This window comes from Paenibacillus sp. PDC88, assembly GCF_900106725.1.
GTDB classification, from domain to species: domain Bacteria; phylum Bacillota; class Bacilli; order Paenibacillales; family Paenibacillaceae; genus Paenibacillus; species Paenibacillus shunpengii.
On sequence record NZ_FNNT01000001.1, the window covers coordinates 24,362 to 41,283 of the forward strand.

Annotated in this window: 18 protein-coding genes and 1 pseudogene; 6 read left to right on the forward strand and 13 right to left on the reverse strand. The window is 45.9% G+C overall.

What is annotated here, in order from left to right; all coding sequences use genetic code 11:
- Window positions 1–6: 6 nt before the first annotated feature.
- Window positions 7–699, reverse strand: coding sequence for a CPBP family intramembrane glutamic endopeptidase (locus tag BLW49_RS00115; RefSeq protein ID WP_256209515.1), 693 nt, complete (start codon window positions 697–699; stop codon window positions 7–9).
- A 91-nt stretch (window positions 700–790) separates the two neighbouring features.
- Between BLW49_RS00115 and BLW49_RS00120 the strand changes: the two genes are divergently transcribed.
- From BLW49_RS00120 to BLW49_RS00130, 3 genes are all read left to right on the forward strand, one after another.
- Complete coding sequence (locus BLW49_RS00120) at window positions 791–1,573, forward strand: MerR family transcriptional regulator (protein ID WP_076310795.1); 783 nt, start codon at window positions 791–793, stop codon at window positions 1,571–1,573.
- 222 nt (window positions 1,574–1,795) lie between these two features.
- The gene (locus BLW49_RS00125; RefSeq protein WP_076310796.1) at window positions 1,796–2,695 is read left to right on the forward strand and encodes a 3-hydroxyacyl-CoA dehydrogenase; all 900 of its coding nucleotides are present in this window, start codon (window positions 1,796–1,798) and stop codon (window positions 2,693–2,695) included.
- 16 nt (window positions 2,696–2,711) lie between these two features.
- Entirely contained in the window at window positions 2,712–3,317 is a 606-nt protein-coding gene (locus BLW49_RS00130; protein ID WP_090722496.1) for a TetR/AcrR family transcriptional regulator, read from the forward strand.
- 59 nt (window positions 3,318–3,376) lie between these two features.
- Here BLW49_RS00130 and BLW49_RS00135 read toward each other — a convergent pair whose 3' ends face one another.
- Complete coding sequence (locus BLW49_RS00135) at window positions 3,377–3,898, reverse strand: PadR family transcriptional regulator (protein ID WP_090722498.1); 522 nt, start codon at window positions 3,896–3,898, stop codon at window positions 3,377–3,379.
- A 206-nt stretch (window positions 3,899–4,104) separates the two neighbouring features.
- Here BLW49_RS00135 and BLW49_RS00140 point away from each other — a divergent pair, with 206 nt between their 5' ends.
- On the forward strand, window positions 4,105–5,337 hold the full coding sequence (locus BLW49_RS00140; protein WP_090722500.1) for a cytochrome P450: 1,233 nt from the start codon (window positions 4,105–4,107) through the stop codon (window positions 5,335–5,337).
- Between the two features lie 126 nt (window positions 5,338–5,463).
- On the opposite strand, the pseudogene BLW49_RS00145 reads toward BLW49_RS00140, so the two are convergent.
- Both BLW49_RS00145 and BLW49_RS29430 read right to left on the reverse strand, forming a co-directional pair.
- Window positions 5,464–6,158: pseudogene (locus tag BLW49_RS00145) on the reverse strand (substrate-binding domain-containing protein).
- Window positions 6,159–6,191: 33 nt separating this feature from the next.
- Window positions 6,192–6,380 carry a LysR family transcriptional regulator gene (locus BLW49_RS29430; RefSeq protein WP_371264497.1) on the reverse strand — a complete coding sequence of 63 codons (189 nt, stop codon included), beginning with the start codon at window positions 6,378–6,380 and terminating at the stop codon, window positions 6,192–6,194.
- 147 nt (window positions 6,381–6,527) lie between these two features.
- Here BLW49_RS29430 and BLW49_RS00150 point away from each other — a divergent pair, with 147 nt between their 5' ends.
- Window positions 6,528–7,565: an alpha/beta fold hydrolase gene (locus tag BLW49_RS00150; protein WP_090722502.1), complete on the forward strand. Its 1,038-nt coding sequence runs from the start codon at window positions 6,528–6,530 to the stop codon at window positions 7,563–7,565.
- Between the two features lie 80 nt (window positions 7,566–7,645).
- Here BLW49_RS00150 and BLW49_RS00155 read toward each other — a convergent pair whose 3' ends face one another.
- From BLW49_RS00155 to BLW49_RS00175, 5 genes are all read right to left on the reverse strand, one after another.
- Window positions 7,646–8,767 (reverse strand): NAD(P)/FAD-dependent oxidoreductase, encoded by a 1,122-nt coding sequence (locus tag BLW49_RS00155; protein WP_090722503.1) that lies wholly within the window; start codon window positions 8,765–8,767, stop codon window positions 7,646–7,648.
- Between the two features lie 162 nt (window positions 8,768–8,929).
- Window positions 8,930–9,769, reverse strand: coding sequence for a formylglycine-generating enzyme family protein (locus tag BLW49_RS00160; RefSeq protein WP_076310803.1), 840 nt, complete (start codon window positions 9,767–9,769; stop codon window positions 8,930–8,932).
- A gap of 104 nt (window positions 9,770–9,873) precedes the next feature.
- A complete protein-coding gene (locus BLW49_RS00165; protein WP_047913822.1) occupies window positions 9,874–10,509 on the reverse strand; it encodes a glycoside hydrolase family 11 protein in 636 nt (211 codons plus the stop codon).
- Between the two features lie 72 nt (window positions 10,510–10,581).
- The gene (locus BLW49_RS00170; protein WP_090723753.1) at window positions 10,582–11,352 is read right to left on the reverse strand and encodes an alpha/beta hydrolase; all 771 of its coding nucleotides are present in this window, start codon (window positions 11,350–11,352) and stop codon (window positions 10,582–10,584) included.
- Between the two features lie 55 nt (window positions 11,353–11,407).
- Complete coding sequence (locus tag BLW49_RS00175; RefSeq protein WP_090722505.1) at window positions 11,408–12,691, reverse strand: SGNH/GDSL hydrolase family protein; 1,284 nt, start codon at window positions 12,689–12,691, stop codon at window positions 11,408–11,410.
- A gap of 288 nt (window positions 12,692–12,979) precedes the next feature.
- Here BLW49_RS00175 and BLW49_RS00180 point away from each other — a divergent pair, with 288 nt between their 5' ends.
- Window positions 12,980–14,122 (forward strand): family 8 glycosyl hydrolase, encoded by a 1,143-nt coding sequence (locus BLW49_RS00180; RefSeq protein ID WP_076310805.1) that lies wholly within the window; start codon window positions 12,980–12,982, stop codon window positions 14,120–14,122.
- A gap of 277 nt (window positions 14,123–14,399) precedes the next feature.
- Here the strand turns inward: BLW49_RS00180 and BLW49_RS00185 are convergent, their stop codons facing one another.
- From BLW49_RS00185 to BLW49_RS00200, 4 genes are all read right to left on the reverse strand, one after another.
- Window positions 14,400–15,629 carry a serine hydrolase domain-containing protein gene (locus BLW49_RS00185; protein ID WP_218145878.1) on the reverse strand — a complete coding sequence of 410 codons (1,230 nt, stop codon included), beginning with the start codon at window positions 15,627–15,629 and terminating at the stop codon, window positions 14,400–14,402.
- A gap of 149 nt (window positions 15,630–15,778) precedes the next feature.
- A complete protein-coding gene (locus tag BLW49_RS00190; RefSeq protein ID WP_076310806.1) occupies window positions 15,779–16,165 on the reverse strand; it encodes a DUF1048 domain-containing protein in 387 nt (128 codons plus the stop codon).
- 9 nt (window positions 16,166–16,174) lie between these two features.
- The gene (locus BLW49_RS00195; RefSeq protein ID WP_076310807.1) at window positions 16,175–16,522 is read right to left on the reverse strand and encodes a DUF1048 domain-containing protein; all 348 of its coding nucleotides are present in this window, start codon (window positions 16,520–16,522) and stop codon (window positions 16,175–16,177) included.
- The gene (locus BLW49_RS00200; RefSeq protein WP_076310808.1) at window positions 16,519–16,848 is read right to left on the reverse strand and encodes a PadR family transcriptional regulator; all 330 of its coding nucleotides are present in this window, start codon (window positions 16,846–16,848) and stop codon (window positions 16,519–16,521) included. The genes BLW49_RS00195 and BLW49_RS00200 overlap by 4 nt, the downstream gene beginning before the upstream one ends.
- Between the last annotated feature and the right edge of the window lie 74 nt (window positions 16,849–16,922).

Here is a 16,922-nt window from a genome sequence, read left to right on the forward strand (position 1 = left end):
TTCAAGTCAGAGCGCTGTTAGAATGACAGCCAGTCCATTAAACCCTCCATACACAATCATCCCTGGTACGATCGATCCTGTCTTCTCATAGCACCATGCACATATCACTCCCGATACAAAATTGACGGGCAAGGTGTTGTAAGTTGGTATATGGACAATCGTAAAGATAAAGGAACTTAAAAATATTCCTGCGCCAACCCCCCATTGAACCCGGAACCACTTATATAGAAATCCGCGATAAAAAATCTCTTCATACACAGGTGATATAATCGCCGCAGAGACAAATCCGATCAGTATTGTGAGCAGGCTTATATTTTGCTGAAGACTAACTGTTTTGCTATTCTCTGTACCTATTCCCCATAGTTCCATCAGGATCAATATGAGAATACTGAATGCAATTAATGCGATGAACCAGATTACGATAAATCCCCAATATGATTTAGAAAAAGCATGTAAACCAATGTCTGCCCACCTTAACCCATGAGGCTTAAGCGCAATAAAATACACGCCTGCTATAAAAATGATGGCCATGATCAGGCCGGTTAAGGTACCTGAATATAAGCTGTTTTGAAGCCATTCATGCAGAAAATCTTGAAGTAAAGACTCAATAGTGGCTGGAACAATAACCAGGACAAGCAGCAATAATAATCCGAGCTCCTTATATGACCACTCCATAGATGCAAAGATTTGTTTCTTCAAATTCGTCCCCCCTAGAACTCAATATGTGATAAATTCAGGTTAAATGGTGACGTTACGTAACCTGCAAGCTTTTTTTAGGAGGAGTTACATAATGGATTTTCTAACTACGGGCATGGTATCTAAAAAGCTGAATGTTTCGCTAAGAACCCTTCGTTATTACGATCAGATCGAGCTGGTGCAGCCTTCATTCAAAGACGCAAACGGCAGGCGACATTATACGCCAGATAACATACTGCTGCTTGAGAAAATATTACTGCTTAAGTCTGCCTCTATGTCACTCGAAGATATCAAAAAATTAATGAATCAGCTGTCTATCGAAAAAACGCTGCGTGTTCACAAGAACCACCTTGAATATGAATTAACTCGGCTAGAGCACTCACTTCTTCACACAAATACGCTGATTAACATGACGAAGCTCCAGACTGAAATAAAATGGGATCTGCTGCTGCCTCTGCTGTCAAATGATAACGAAGCTGAAGAACGAAAAGAAAGAAAGAAAAAGGTCATGGAAGAGTGGTTCACAGAGGATGAGCAAACCTTGCTTACTAATCAATTACCAAAAATGGAGAACGATCCTGTTCAATTAACGAAATGGATTAATTTGATTAAACGAATTGAAATTTGTCTGGAGGAAAATAAGTCCCCAAGTTCACGGGACGCCCAAATCATCGCTGAGGATACACTTCTTCTATCGAATGAAATGTTCCAGGGGAATAAAGAGCTTGCGGATAAGTTCTGGGAGGCAAGACGATCTGAGGCAGCTTCATGGGATCTTAATCTGTACCCGATCAAAGAGGAAATCGTTATTTTCATGGAACAGGCCATTATTTATTATGAAACAAACCATAATCTGGAATCTTACGTTCATACATAAGAGCTGCCATACTATAATTGCGAAGTCCGGGGTAAATTATATTTACCTTTGGACTTTTTTTTGTATTTGTTTTTCCAGTAAGATACATCACAATAATGCGCTGAAAATGTTGACAAAAGGTGAACCGAGGAGTAGTTTAAGGGTATATCATCATTTGAACACTTGTTCAAAACATACGTTCAAATTATTTGTTTTTAACTCAACTTAGAGGGAGAGATTCAGATGAACTACACAAATATTACAGTAGCAGGCAGCGGTGTCTTGGGAAGTCAAATCGCTTACCAGACCGCATTCTATGGATTTCAAGTAACCGTTTATGATATCAATGATGAAGCGTTGGATAAAGCGAAGGATCGGATCTCGAAGCTTAAAGCGCGGTATCAGGAGGATATGGGTGCAACTCAGCAGGAGGTAGATGCTGCTTACGAGCGCATGTCCTTCAACTCTGACCTCCGTGCAGCCGTTTCAAGCGCGGATCTGGTTATTGAAGCCATTCCAGAGATTGTGCCGATTAAGACGGATTTCTACAAGAAGCTCGGAGAAGTCGCACCCGCACATACCATTTTTGCATCCAATTCTTCTACTCTGCTGCCAAGTCAGTTTGCAGAAGCTACGGGGCGTCCAGCTCAATTTCTTGCCCTCCACTTCGCTAATGAGATCTGGAAGAACAACACAGCGGAGATAATGAAGCATCCAGGTACCGATGAGAAGGTGTTCGAGGACGTAATTGCGTTTGCTCGCGCCATTGGTATGGTGGCCCTTCCACTGCACAAGGAGCAGCCTGGCTATATTCTCAACTCCCTGCTTGTTCCATTGTTAGATGCAGCTGAGCTTCTTTTGGTTAAAGAGATTGCCGATCCGGAAACGATTGACAAAACCTGGATGGTCGGTACAGGCGCACCGAAGGGACCTTTTGCGATTCTTGACGTGGTTGGTCTAACTACAGCCTATAACATCGTTCTTGCGAAAGCGAAGGCTACAGGGAATCCGAATTTGGAGAAAGTTGCAGAGCTGCTAAAGACCGATTATATTGATAAGGGCAAGCTTGGCGTTGCAACGGGAGAAGGCTTCTACAAGTATCCTAATCCCAGCTATGAGCATCCTGATTTCCTTAACAGCTAAAGGAGTATATTGACCTATGAGCCCTGCGAAGGACGACCAGGAAAAAAACAAACATGTAAAAGATCAAATACTGAAAGCAGCCAAGAAGCTGTTCTCATCACAAGGATATGAAGCGACAACGGTCAGGCAAATCTGTGAAGAAGCAAGGGTTTCGCTGGCCCTTGTGTCTTATCATTTTGGCGGTAAGGAGAAGGTGTTCTTCGCCTTATTTGATCCCATTAGGGAGACGACTCAGAATCATCAGTACGACTTATCGAAGCCGTTAGCTGCTCTGATTGATTTTTGCAGATCCTTTGTCTTATTCAGGTACGATGAGCACGAGCTGATCACCATTCTTCAGCAGGAGCTCTTCCTCAAGAGTCCGAGACTGGATCTGATGACGGATGTATTCCTCCCCTCCTGGGACGAGCTTCGAGCGATTCTTACGGCTGGCAAGGAGCGAGGGGTAATTGAATACGAGTCACTAGAGATGACCATCAATTTTGTCATGGGAACTTTAATCTTCTCGTTAAGCAATCCGTTCCTTAATCCAATAGAGAAGAATTACTCCCCAGAGGAAGCAGCAGAACAAGCCATTGGTTATATTCTCAATGGTATTCGAAATAATAAAGGCACGCAGTAACTGCGTGCCTTTTGCTGATATTCCAGATTCATTTGCCACAGATGATATGAAGGTTTACACTACTCTGCTTCTCTAACCACTTTCTCCATTAATTTATGGATCCAGTCCTGCTCAGCCTTTAGCTTAAATATAGATAGACGAAGCACTTCTTCGCGGTAACAATCAATATTATGCGGCTCCAGTCTTTCCTCCAAATCAGATAAGAGCTGTTCAAGATCCTTCATCCGCATAGTTAAAATACGCAGCCGGTTATCTGGTGAAATATATCGAAATAGAGACACTCGGATCAAGAATTCCGAATGATGCTTCGCATCTCTCTCTGTAAATACATTGACCAGCTCCGTTATTCGTCTCCTCCCATTCTCCGTAATTTCGTATATATACTGAGTTGGCCCCCCGCTATGCTCATTCATTCTCTTCGTGACCAAGCCTTCCTCCGTAAACTTTCTCAAAGCAGGATACAGCATGTTGTTGTTCACATCCGTCAAATATCCTAGATCCTTCTGGATTTCCTTCTTAATTTCGTAACCATGTTTAGGAGATTCTTCGATCTGGATGAGTATAAGCAGCTCAATGTACATAATGTAAACCCCTTATATGGTGTAGTATCTTAGTTCACTAAGGTATTGTAAGCTTACCAAATTCCTTACTTCATCTTCAATCTATATTCGACAAAAAAACGTTCATCGGGCTGATGGTCATGGGTCCTTCGAATGTGTCTGCGCATTTTTATATATGTTAAACTAACATAGTTATATGTTATTCAAACAGAGTGGAGGGATTCATCGTGAACAATGAAATTATATCCTTGGAGGAAATCACCGAATTCAAGTCGTCGTCAGAGGAATTCAGCCCATATGCCTGGTATAAGGATAAGCTGCAGAACGATCCTGTCAGCTATAACGAGGCAACCAACACGTGGAATGTATTCCGATATAACGATGTTAAACGTGTACTGAGCGATTATGAGCATTTCTCTAACGTCAGAATGCGTACGACCATCAGTGTCGGCGCCGATGTCGATGAAGGTAAGCACGCCGGAAAATTCAACCTGATGACAGACCCTCCCGAACACCGAAAGAGCCGCTCCCTCCTGGCTGCTGCCTTTACCCCTCGCAGCTTGAAGCTATGGGAGCCTCGAATCCAGGAAATCGTAAGCGAGCTGATTGACTCCATGGAGGACAAGCCCGTCATTGACATTGTCGACGACTTTGCCAGTGCCCTGCCTACCATTGTTATTGCTGATCTGTTAGGCGTCCCTACCAAAGACCGAATGTTATTTCAGCAATGGGTATATGACTTGTTCCTTCCTATGCCCAAGGAGAACCAAGAAACGGTAAATGAGCGTAAACGCAAAGCCGCTGTTGAATACTATTCCTATCTCTACCCTTATATTGTCCAAAAAAGATCCAATCTGTCGGATGATATCATATCGGATTTGATCCGGGCAGAAGTGGACGGAGACCAGTTATCCGATGATGATATTGTCAGAACGACGATGTTTATTCTTGGTGCAGGCATAGAAACAACTAGCCATTTGCTGGCCAATACGTTCTATTCCTTCTTATATGACAATAATGAAATCTATGCAGAAGTCCGGGATCAGCGGGAACTGCTTCCAAATACGGTGGAGGAAATGCTGCGGTACCGATTCAACATTGCGAAGATGGACCGCACGGTCAAAGCCGATAATAATCTTCTTGGTGTTGACCTGAAGAAAGGAGACGTCGTGGTTGCCTGGATGAGTGCAGCGAATATGGATGGCGAAGTATTCGAAGATCCGTTTACTTTAAATATTCATAGACCGAATAACAAGCAGCACTTAACCTTCGGCAACGGACCTCACTTCTGTCTTGGAGCACCGCTCGCTAGACTGGAGGCCATTACAGGAATCAGCATGTTTATGGATAAGTTCGCCCGAATCGAGCCGGTCCCTGGCTTTAACCTGGAAGAGAACCTGACGCCATCGGCCGCAGGTAAAATGCTCTCCTCACTGCCGGTACGTGTATACAGAAAATAACCGTTTTCGTGTCTGTTTATATTAAACAGGAGAACTGCCTAATTTGCAGTTCTCCTGTTTTTAAGTTGGTGTCATAAACCATAGCCGGATTCCCTGTTCCCACTCCACGCTGTACAATTGGTGAATTTACGAGGTAATCGCTGAATTCCCCTCTTCAACAGCTATCACTTCCCTCGCTGTTTCTATAAAAGATAATATGACGGGGGACATCCACTTGTCTTTATGCCATACCATATGCGTATATACGTGCAAGTCAGGGATTTGCCATGGAAGTGCAATGAGCTCACCTCGTTCTACCTCGGCTCCCACTGTTATTTCGGGAAGAAAGGCGATGCCGATCCGAGCCATTGCACATTGTTTAATCGCTTCCGCATTTTGAAACTCCAAATAGGTAATATCATCAATTCCCTTTTTCTCAAACGAGCATCAAACATAGTACGATAGGTACAACCTTTTTCATTGACCAGGAACACTTCTCCGTGAAAATCTTCTAGCTGTAGTACATTTCGTTCTGCCAGTGGATGGTCTGGAGCAACGAAAAAGCGAAACGTCTCTTCTAACAGCGGTTCCACTGTAAGCCCCGTCGATAGAATGCCTTCATCCAGCATAAAAACGACATCCGCAGTTCCCTCAAAGAGCGTTTGCTTAAGTTCCTGATTAGGCACAGAGCGGAAAATAAGCCGAACTCCCGGATACCGCGAACGAAATTGCTGAAATACAGTGGGAAGACGATAGGCACACAGAACCTCGTTGGCACTGATCGTCAGGGTCCCGCTTATTAAATGATCGTTTTCATGAACGGCACTCCGAGCTTCATCCAATTGATCTAAAATACTTTGAACATGAGTTAGGAATCACTTACCCGCTGAAGTGAGCACGAGTTGTTTGCCCAATCGGTCAAATAGACGGACGCCAAGCTCCTCCTCCAATGCTTTGATCTGCATCGTAACGTTGGAAGGGACATAATTCAGAGCCTCTGCAGCTCGACTGAAATTCAAAGTTGAAGCAACCGTGCGAAACGTATTCAATTGACGCAATTCCATCCTGCAGCCTCCATTTTAACTTTCAATATTATTGAACATTGCTGTGAATTCTGTTCACTTTTATTGAGAGTAGCATAGCTCTATACTAACAACAACAAATGCATTTGTAATTTATATAGGGTTCAAGTTGAAGGGAGCAGTAAAACAATGGATTACGAGGTTTTTGATCTCGGTGACGTTACTTTGCAATCAGGAGTGACATTACCGAACGCATTTCTTGCTTATAAGACGTATGGAGTATTGAACGATAAGAAGGATAATGTGATCGTCTATCCAACAGCGTTTGGCGACCAGCATGTTCAGAATGAATGGTTAATTGGAAACGGCATGGCACTGGATCCACAGAAATATTTTATTATTATTCCAAATCTGCTTGGAAACGGACTGTCTTCGTCTCCGAGCAACACAGCTCCGCCTTTCGACCGGGGACATTTTCCACAAGTTACGCTCTATGACAACGTGAATTTCCAACATCGGCTGGTCACTGAAAAATTCGGCATTGAAAAGATAGCACTCGTGGTTGGATGGTCGATGGGCGGTATCCAATCATTTCAATGGGCGGCAAGTTACCCCGACATGGTGGAACGAATTGCACCTTTCTGTGGAGCTGCAAAGACTTGGCCGCAAGCGTATGTGGTCCTTGACGGGATGAAGGCTGCACTTATGGCTGCTATTGACTTCGATTCAAGTAAAGTAAACCTATTGACCTCTGCACATATGCGCAGCGTTGGCCGAGTTTATGCGGGATGGGGGCTATCCCAAACCTATTACAGAGAAGGACTTTATCGTGATATGGGATTTGACGCACTAGAGGATTTTGTGGCTGGCGTTTGGGATGACAGCTTTATGAAGATGGATCCGCACAATGTCCTTGCCATGCTATGGACAGGCCAAAATGCAGATATAAGTGCTAATCCGGTCTATAAAGGAGATTTTGATAAGGCATTACAGAACATAAAAGCACAAGCCTGCATTATGCCAGGGAGTACGGATCTATTTTGTACTTCAGACGAAAATGAATACGAGGCTAAGCTTATACCAAATGCTGTGCTTCATCCAATTGAATCGATCTGGGGCCACTTTGCCGGTCGCGGAATCAACAGTGTCGATAGCAAATTTATTGATGACAATCTAAGACACTTGTTGTCGCTTCATCCGAACAGATCAATAACTGAAAGAAATTAAAGTGAAGTAAAGTAAAGTAAAGAAAAGCCTGCTTCCCCTCCCTATAGTTTGGAGAAATGTAGGCTTCTCTTCGTCTAGTTCTATTCCATCGCTTTACGAACATCATAATCCTCTAGGTCGATGTCCAGCTCCATTCCAAGTGCCAGCTTGGCGAGCTGATTCCCGATATAGGGTCCCATCGTAAGTCCAGAGGCACCAAGACCGTTTGCCGTGATAAGACCATGCCAGCCAGGAACAGTTCCGATTACAGGGAGAAATCCAGGCGTAAATGGACGAAATCCTACTCTAACCTCCTGAAAAGTACTGTTCTCCAAGCCGGGAGCGAGCTCCAGCCCTTTGTCCAGAATTTCCTGCATCCCTCCAGCTGTCACCCTGATATCATAGCCTTCGATATCGTTCTCATGTGTCGCACCGATGACTATTTTTTGCTCATCAAAAGACAGCAGATATTGATCCGTTGGCGGCATAACGACAGGCCAATTGCCCGTGTCTTGATATTCAGGAACCTGTAGGTGCATAATCTGTGCTTTCTGGTAGGTCACTTTAAAATGAATGCCCAAGGGTGCAAACAAGGCGTTGGCCCATGCTCCAGCACACACGATGACTTCATCCGCAGAGTAACGTTCTTGACCCACTGATACTCCCGTCACCCGGTTTGATTCATACTTCATAGCGGCATCTCCATTAATAAGCTTGGCCCCGTTACGCTCCGCCGACCGAAGAAGCGCATCACGCAGTGCCCGTCCATCTACTCTTGCTCCTCCGCTAACATACACAGCGTGGTACCCTTCTGCTAGCAGTGGGAAGAGCCGATGGGTCTCATCCGTACTTTTCTGCATAATTTCACCGATCTCAGGTGCGTCCAGCTTCCGCTTCTGTGCCCGCTCCTCCATTTTACCAATCTTGTCCGGATCGTGATGAATACTAAGGGCACCGACTCCGGCATAACCTGTTTCTGTCTCGCCCTCTTTCTCCAAGCTGTTGATTAAATCAGGGTAATAACGCGCTCCGCCCTTTGCGAGCTGGTACCAGGCCCGATTACGCCTCTGTGATAACCAAGGGCATATAATTCCTGCTGCAGCATCGGTGGCCTGACCTTCATCCTTACGATCTATAACCAAGACCTCTGCACCAAGCTTCGCTAGATGGTAAGCGGTTGATGCACCCAGTATTCCTGCTCCTATGACGATGACTTTCTTCATACTTACATTCCTTTCTTATACCAATAACTCCATTATAACGAATACTGCACAATACTATAAACACAAAAAGAAGCAGTTCATCATCGACTGCTTCTTCGTGAATACTAGTTACCTCCATTACTGATATTGTCTACACGTATCCTTCGGTTGTGAAGGAGCCGATCACTTTCCTCGAACCACTCGGAAGCCCTGATCCGGACCAAAACCATTCGCATCAAATTTTCCGGGAAAGGAGATCTCATTATTGTTAACGCCGCCGATCCAACCGCCGCCCTTTACCACACGCCAAGTATTCTCCGGGCTTTCGGGGTGACTGTACCAGTCCCAGCACCATTCTCGCACATTACCGGACATATCATAAATCCCTAACTCATTGGCTTTCAGGGATCCAGCTTTCTTCGTTTGATTTCGATTGTTCTCGATGGCCGGCCAGCTCCAATCACCGGTTAATATGTTATCCCCTGCATTTATCCAGTACCATGCCACTTCATCTGGGTTATTGCTTCCACTATAGGCATAATTCTGACTTTTCTGGCCTCCACTTGCAGCGTATTCCCACTCAGCCTCAGTCGGCAGGCGATAACCATTAGCATCTTCGTTTATGGTAATCGTCCATTTCAAATGATCGTTCTCATTCTTATTCTTCGTATCAATAGTACTCTTATCGATGTTATAGTAAGGTTTCAAATTCTCCTTAAGACTTCGCTGATTGCAGTATTCCACGGCATCGTACCAGCTTACCGTTTCAACCGGCAGATCATCTCCTTTGAAGCCGGACGGATTCTCTCCCATAATCTCCATCCATTCCTTCTGAGTTACTTCATATTTTCCAATATAAAAATCGGAAATCGTTATGTCTGAATCACTAAAAGTAGACTTGCTGCTCTTAAACGTTCCACCTTCTACGTATACTAAATCATCGCTTACATCAGATTCATTCGTTGAACAAGCGCTCAAGCCAGCGGCTGCCATAATACATAAGCACAGGATCAGCTTTCTCATTCCATAATCTCCTTTAAGCCCTACGTTGAGAGCAAGACAGGTCCAGGGACCTGTCTTGCTCTATGAATATCAATATTACAAGTGCTTCACTTCATTTGATCTCGTTACCAGACTGTCACGTTAGAGCTACCGCTGCTCTGATATCCCTCAGTAGCCATAACCTGATAGGACCAGCTATTGCCTAAGTGCATACCTTTGCTCGCCCATGCATTAACATGATTACTGAATGTGATCGTGGAATTTACACCAATAGGCCGCTTGGTTTGTCTTACGCTCCAGTACTGAGGGAAGGTTTGAGTACCGTCAATAGAAGGTGCATTGTATCTCATAGTTGTATAGATGTCATACGTGCCGCCATCACTGTTCACTGTGCCTTTGTATGTTCCAGTAGGACGGTAGGTTCCCCAGTTGTCTACTACGTAGTACTCGATTAGTGAATTTCTGGTCCAACCATAAAAGGTCAAATATCCGTTACCGGAAGGAGCAAATACGCCGGCATTGTAGTTAACTACCCGATTAGGCGTACCGTATGTCCAGCCTTTACCCACAACGAAATTGCCGGTATTCTGCCAGTTTACACTGTAGTTTCCACCAGAGCCATTCACGGCATTAACGGTTCCTCCACCATCTGTCCAATTCTGCCAGTAATCCGTCGCAGCACTTGAAGTTGCGGCAAATACTCCAAAACTCATAGAAGCGGCAAGAACAACCGTCAACAATTTTTTACTGAATTTGAACATGGTAAACTACCTCCTGATATTTTAATAGATTGGTTTGTAGCCCAGTAATACCGTGATCTTCCTACTGTCTGGTTATTTGAACAAGTGTTGTGAGAATAGATACAAATCGTTCTTCCACACGGGCCAGTCATGGCCTCCGCTCTCTTCATACCAAATGTGTGTCACACCTTGCTGCTCCAAGTATTGATGTAAGTCAATACTAATCTGTATAAGATTGTCTTGATATCCGCAAGACAACCATAGCAAGTTTAGCAGCGATGATGCTTCCGCTGGATTAGGTACGAGAAGACTCGGCGTCTTGGTGTTCGGAGCTGGGGAAAAGGCACCTACCCAAGCGAAAAGGTCCAGGTGGCTGAGTCCAATATTCAGAGACTGACCTCCGCCCATAGACAATCCGGCAATCGCCCGGTTATTCCTATCTGTGCTTGTGGAATAGTTCGACTCAATGTAGGGTATAAGGTCATCAATAAGGTCAAGCTCAAATCGTTCAAACGCGCTTATCTTCTCAGGTTCAAATAGATCCCCTTCGGCAAGGTCATTAGGCATAGCACGGCCGTTCGGAAGGACAACAATCATGGGTGCAAGAAGATTGTCATTGTATAGATTATCTAAAATAATCTGCGGAGCTCCATGGTTGTACCACTCCCCTTCATCTCCGCCAATTCCGTGCAACAGGTATAGGACAGGGTATGTGAGATCCGTGGTATAGCCTGGTGGTGTATACACCATCGCTTTACGTACATTGCCGACCGTTGTGGAGTTATACTGGGCTGTCTCGATCACTCCGCGTGGTATATTATCGCGGTATTGGTCAAAACCCGCCGGTGCTGATGAAGTTAACATGTACAATAAACTCCCTTCACGCCTTTCATGATCCCATTGGCTGAATGCATGTCCCTTAATCGACATATCCAAAACCGAGTATAGTGAACAGTCTATCCTCATGCCCCTCCATCATTTCAATTTCAATCGTATGCTCTTTCGCCTGATTCTCATCGAACAGGAGCATGGCATGGCAATGTGTCCAGTTCACTTGGTGTGGATCCGCTTTTTTGACGTATTTGCCATCCACCTTGATATTAGCAGTTCCGAATTGCTCGCTGCCGGAGTCTTTGAAGATCAGAATAAGTCGTTTGCATCGCAGACACAGCTTAAAGCAGCTTTGGCTCATTGTCTTGTCGGGAACGTGCATCCAGTTATTCGGGAAAAGTGGCGTTCTGTATTCATGATCATCCATCTCGCTCATCTGCAGATCCGTATCGATGTGCCGAAACCTGCCTGTGTCGATTCGGGCGAGTTGATTCCCGTTCTTTCGATCTAACAGTTTTACATTGACATAATCGTTCCCGATAAGTGGTGTCTTTCTGAGGTCCGGCTCTTCTTGATCCGGTTCGGATAGATCCGTCACTTGGAACAGATAAGCCAGTGCATCGGCCATGATCCGATGTCCCGCATTGGTAGGATGGTAGATATCATGAAAATATTGCTGTTTAGATATGATGTTGCCCTCCGTCTTTGTCTTTCCGAATTGCTCTACAAGAGCATCTTTCATGCTCACCATAGGCAGATTATAATACCAGCCTATCGGAGCAAGTCGGTCCTGAAGGTTCCAATCATTCTGAAAAACACTGAACATCAGAATTACCGCAGGGTGATGACCATTAGCAAGCGCTTTCAAAATCAAGCTTTCGTAACAGTTACCCCGAGTCTCATCGTCCGCATCGTTTACGGCAAATTCAATGATCACGATATCCGGCTGAATCGTACCATCTCGGAGCACATCCCGCTCATAACGTACGACACCAAGTTCTGAAGGCGTTCCACCAACACCCGCTTTAACTAGCTGAATTGAATTTCCATCTGAAGGAGCGAACATCAGCTTAAATCGTTCATAAGAGCGATAGGCATAACTTTGGAGATGAATGGGTGAAGCACCAGCTCCTTGAGTAATGGATCCACCGATGTAAGCAATAACGACAGGAACGCCTTGTCTGGCCTTTTCGATGGCTCGTTTTAATCTGACATTGTTACCCTTGTTCAGCAGAGATCGGGCAATCAGTTCCAGATATGCCGGAGAATCGTAATCAATGTCCGTCTTGAAAGAGGATTCATCCACTCCCACAGGATCGCGCGGTGCAGTTAACTCTAGGTTTTCATCTACATCTCCTGTATTGCCAAGCATGTTACATCACCACCATCCTTTCAGCTAGAGTTTACACTCCAAGTACAACACATCGAAGGAAAACCTGTACTTAACGGCAGTCTTATGGCTCCTTCTCTCCGAGTGTATCGCCTACATCCTTTATCAACAACCTGACAGAATATAGGACTTGTTCAAATTTATCATCTCAATTCAAATAAGAAAATATTGGAAATAAAACATCTGTGATTTTTTATGTAAACGCTTTAATTTATACACTTTAAGCATGATATAATTTCATAAACAATCTTTACAAAAAGGAGATCAACAATGAATACGTTAAGTCAGGGCGCTTACAATACAGGTGCATACACCAACTTATTTCAAAAACTAGGTTATGACGAACATGAGATTATCGCTAAACTGGAGAAGACATGGAACGATTTGTTCTATGGAGATGAGAACACAAGAATCTATTATCCGATGGATGAGGACAAGGGTTACATGCTTGACACTGGCAATCATGATGTTCGTTCTGAGGGAATGTCCTATGGTATGATGATGGCTGTACAGATGGACAAGAAAGAAGAATTCGATCGACTCTGGAATTATTCCCACACGTTTATGCAGCATACTGAGGGTCGCTACAAGGATTATTTTGCGTGGCATTGCAAGCCTGACGGAACCCGTCTGTCACAAGGTCCTGCACCTGACGGTGAGGAGTTTTTTGCTATGGCCCTGATATTTGCCTCGAACCGCTGGGGTGATGGCGCCGCACCGTATGATTACAAGGTACAAGCCCGAAAAATCCTTAAAGCATGCGTACATCAAGGTGAAGATGGCGAAGGCGATCCAATGTGGGATCCTCATAACCGGCTGATCAAGTTTGTACCGGAATCGTCATTCTCTGATCCCTCCTATCATCTTCCTCACTTTTATGAACTGTTTGCTATTTATGCGAATGAAGGAGATCGAGCCTTCTGGAAAGAAGCAGCAGCGGCAAGCCGAGCTTACCTGCATACAGCCTGTCATCCGGTAACTGGACTTTCTCCTGAATATGCGAACTATGACGGTTCTCCGGCTCCGATTCAACCACACGGTGATTTTAGACATTTCTATAGTGATGCATATCGGGTTGCAGCGAATATTGCTTTGGACTGGGAATGGTTTCGCAAGGATCCCTGGCAGATTGAACAATCCAATCGGATTCAGTCCTTCTTCAGTGACATTGATGTTTCTGATTACCGTAGATACACGATTGAGGGTGAGCCCTTCGACGAACCATCCTTGCATCCAATAGGTCTGCTTGCTACCAATGCCATGGCATCACTGGCTGCGGACGGCCCCCATGCTGACCAGTTTGTCCGCCAATTTTGGAACACGCCTCTCCGTCAAGGCGAGCGTCGCTATTATGACAATTGTCTATATTTCTTTAGTCTGCTGGCATTAAGCGGCAGATATCGTATCTACTAATAACCAGCTTAACGTTCTACTCCTACTCAAGCGAAAGAGGACTTCACTGAACGTCGATTCAGAGAAGTCCTTTTATGCGTCAAACGGGAACAAACTGTCCGATTAAAATAAAGTATTAGACTGGACCTAAGAAGATGCAACAGCGACAGCCAAGGATGAAAAAATAAGTCCTAGATTGTTGTTGTTTCTTTAAAACTAACGTTTCGGTTCATGCTTCGCCAAGGGGCTGTCGTTTGGTGTGGGTTGATGGCGAGCGAACCCGCGCGCGGGCTCGGCGTCAGTCTTCGATTGCCTGGTAGACCGTTGTCCAGAAGTCGTGCATAACCCGTGACGAATCCCCAGTGGACATCCCAACCTGGGTAAGCAGAATTCCGATAAGCTGTTTGTCCGGGTCAGCGTAGGTGGAGGTGCCGGCTCCGCCGTCCCAGCCGAACTGGCCGATAGATGCGTAGTCACCACGATAAGTACGCACCGCCATCCCGAAGCCCCAACCGCCGTGCTGCCCGGTGCCGTACGCCAAATGGACGATATTACGGGCCCAAGCTTCTCGGGCGGCTAGTTGCTCGGAAGTTAGGCGATTGGTGGTCATCAGTTCGACGGCGGACCGGGACAGGATCCGCTCAGTCCCGTGCATTCCGTGATTCAGCAGCATCCGGAAGTAGGCGTGATAGTCGTCGACGGTTGAGTCCAGTCCGCCACCGCCTGACTGAAATGCTGGAGGTTGGTTGTGCCGTCCGCTAACGGCCTCATCCCACACGTGTAATTCCCCGGTCTGTGGGTCGGGGGCGTAGAGAGGCGGCAGCCGATCGATCTTGTCGGCGGGCACGTGGAAACCAGTGTCCTTCATTCCCAGCGGTTCAAAGATGCGTTCTCGCAGGAACGCCTCGAACGACTTGCCACTGACCCTGGAGACGAGCACACCAAGCACGTCGTCGCTGATGTTGTATAACCACCGCTCTCCGGGCTGGTACATCAGCGGGAGAGTGCCTAGGCGGCGCATCCACTCATCCGGATTTGGTGCCGCCAGTTCTGCCTGAGCGTAGAGCCCTTGCTCAAAAATCTTTTGCATCATCGGTGAGCCCGGCGCTGTCGTGTCCAGTCCGAGCCCGAACGTAGAGGTCAACAGGTCCCGCACGGTAATCGGCCGCCTCGCCGGCACGGTATCGTCCAGCGGGCCGTCTGCCTGTCTCAGTACCTGCCTGTCAGCGAGTTCGGGCAGCCACTCCTGTACCGGGTCATCCAGCCGGAGCCTGCACTCATCCAGCAGGACCATCGCCGCTGAGACCGCGACCGGCTTGGATGTCGAGGCCATCCGAAAGATCGTGTCCCGGCGCATCGGGGCGCCACCGTCATGGCGCATCGTTCCGAGTGTTTCGACGTGCGTCTCACCGTACCGGCTGACCAGGGCGACGAGCCCAGGAATCTTCCCGGAATCGACATGCCGTGCCAGGACGTCGCGCACTCTGCGCAGCCCTGTATCGGAGAAGCCTCTGTTGCTTTGACCCATCATCTTTTGCATTAGTTTCCCTCTCTTTACTTTTTATTTTTTGTAACACTATGAATTTTCTTTTATTATTCAAGCTTTGAATTGATAGATTCTTCCTCGTTTTGCATAGGCCATTGGTGCCAAGCAGGGCAAAAATATCACCTCCCTTTTTACTTTTTATTATCCGTAGCCTTTTTCATGGTCTTGCTACCTTCTTGGTGGTCTAACAGTTCTTGAAAGATGTCATCGTAAGTTTTTGAATCTTTGATTAGATCGTCGCAGAAAGCCGCTACGTCACTGCCCGTCACTTCGAGCACGCCTTTCCCCAAGGCCGCGCCATCTTCAAAAAGATCGACAATCCCCGAGAGCAAACCCGTCCCGTCGGTTAGCTCAACAGGGCCGACCTTAAAGAAATATTTTTGAATCTCTTTATAAACAATCTGATAATCTTGTGGGAGCGCTTTAACACGCGCCACGTGTTCTCTCCACTCTTTTTTGCCTTCGATCACGTGCGCTCGCCACTCTTTTTTGCCTTCAATGATATCTCGTATTCTCATTTTATCCTCCTATTTACCTAATTTTTTGGCGATATTATTGTTGAGTTGCTCGCGCCACTTGTCCCGAAAGGACTTTGCCCCTTCTTCGCCGGCCAGCGCTGAACAGAAGCCTTTGATATCGTCACCCAAAACCTCTTGGACACTCTGACCGTCCGCCGCCGTTTCTTCGAACAGGCCAAGCACACCGTCGAGTATTGGCATGAGGTTACGACCAGTGAAATCTGAGTGCGACCAAAGATTGGCATCAATTTCTTCCCATGCCGCTTGATAATCAGCCGGCAGCTTTTTGGCTCGCGATTCGAAAGCTTTCATTTCTTTCGTCATATCGCTGCCGGTGATTTTTTCCCAAAAATTCATTGTATTTTCTCCTTTAACTCGTTTATTTTTGATGATACGAACTCCCATTTTTCCCAGAACCTCTGCAGCTCCTCACGCCCCGCGTCGTTGAGCGCGAAAAACTTTCGCGGCGGCCCCATGTCAGAGGGCTTTTTGGTTACTTCTACCAAATTGTTTTTTTCAAGCCGGATCAGGATGGTGTATACCGTTCCCTCCACAACATCCGTGAAGCCGAGGGCATTCAACTGCCGCGTGATTTCGTAACCGTAGGTTTCGTTGTGGCTAATAATTTCAAGGACGCAGCCCTCAAGCACGCCTTTAAGCATTTCCGTTAAGTTTTCCAGCATAATCGCCCCTTACTATTCTGTGTCACTAGTATGCAGTATTACTTACTACAGCTATAAAGTAACACGTAGTAGTT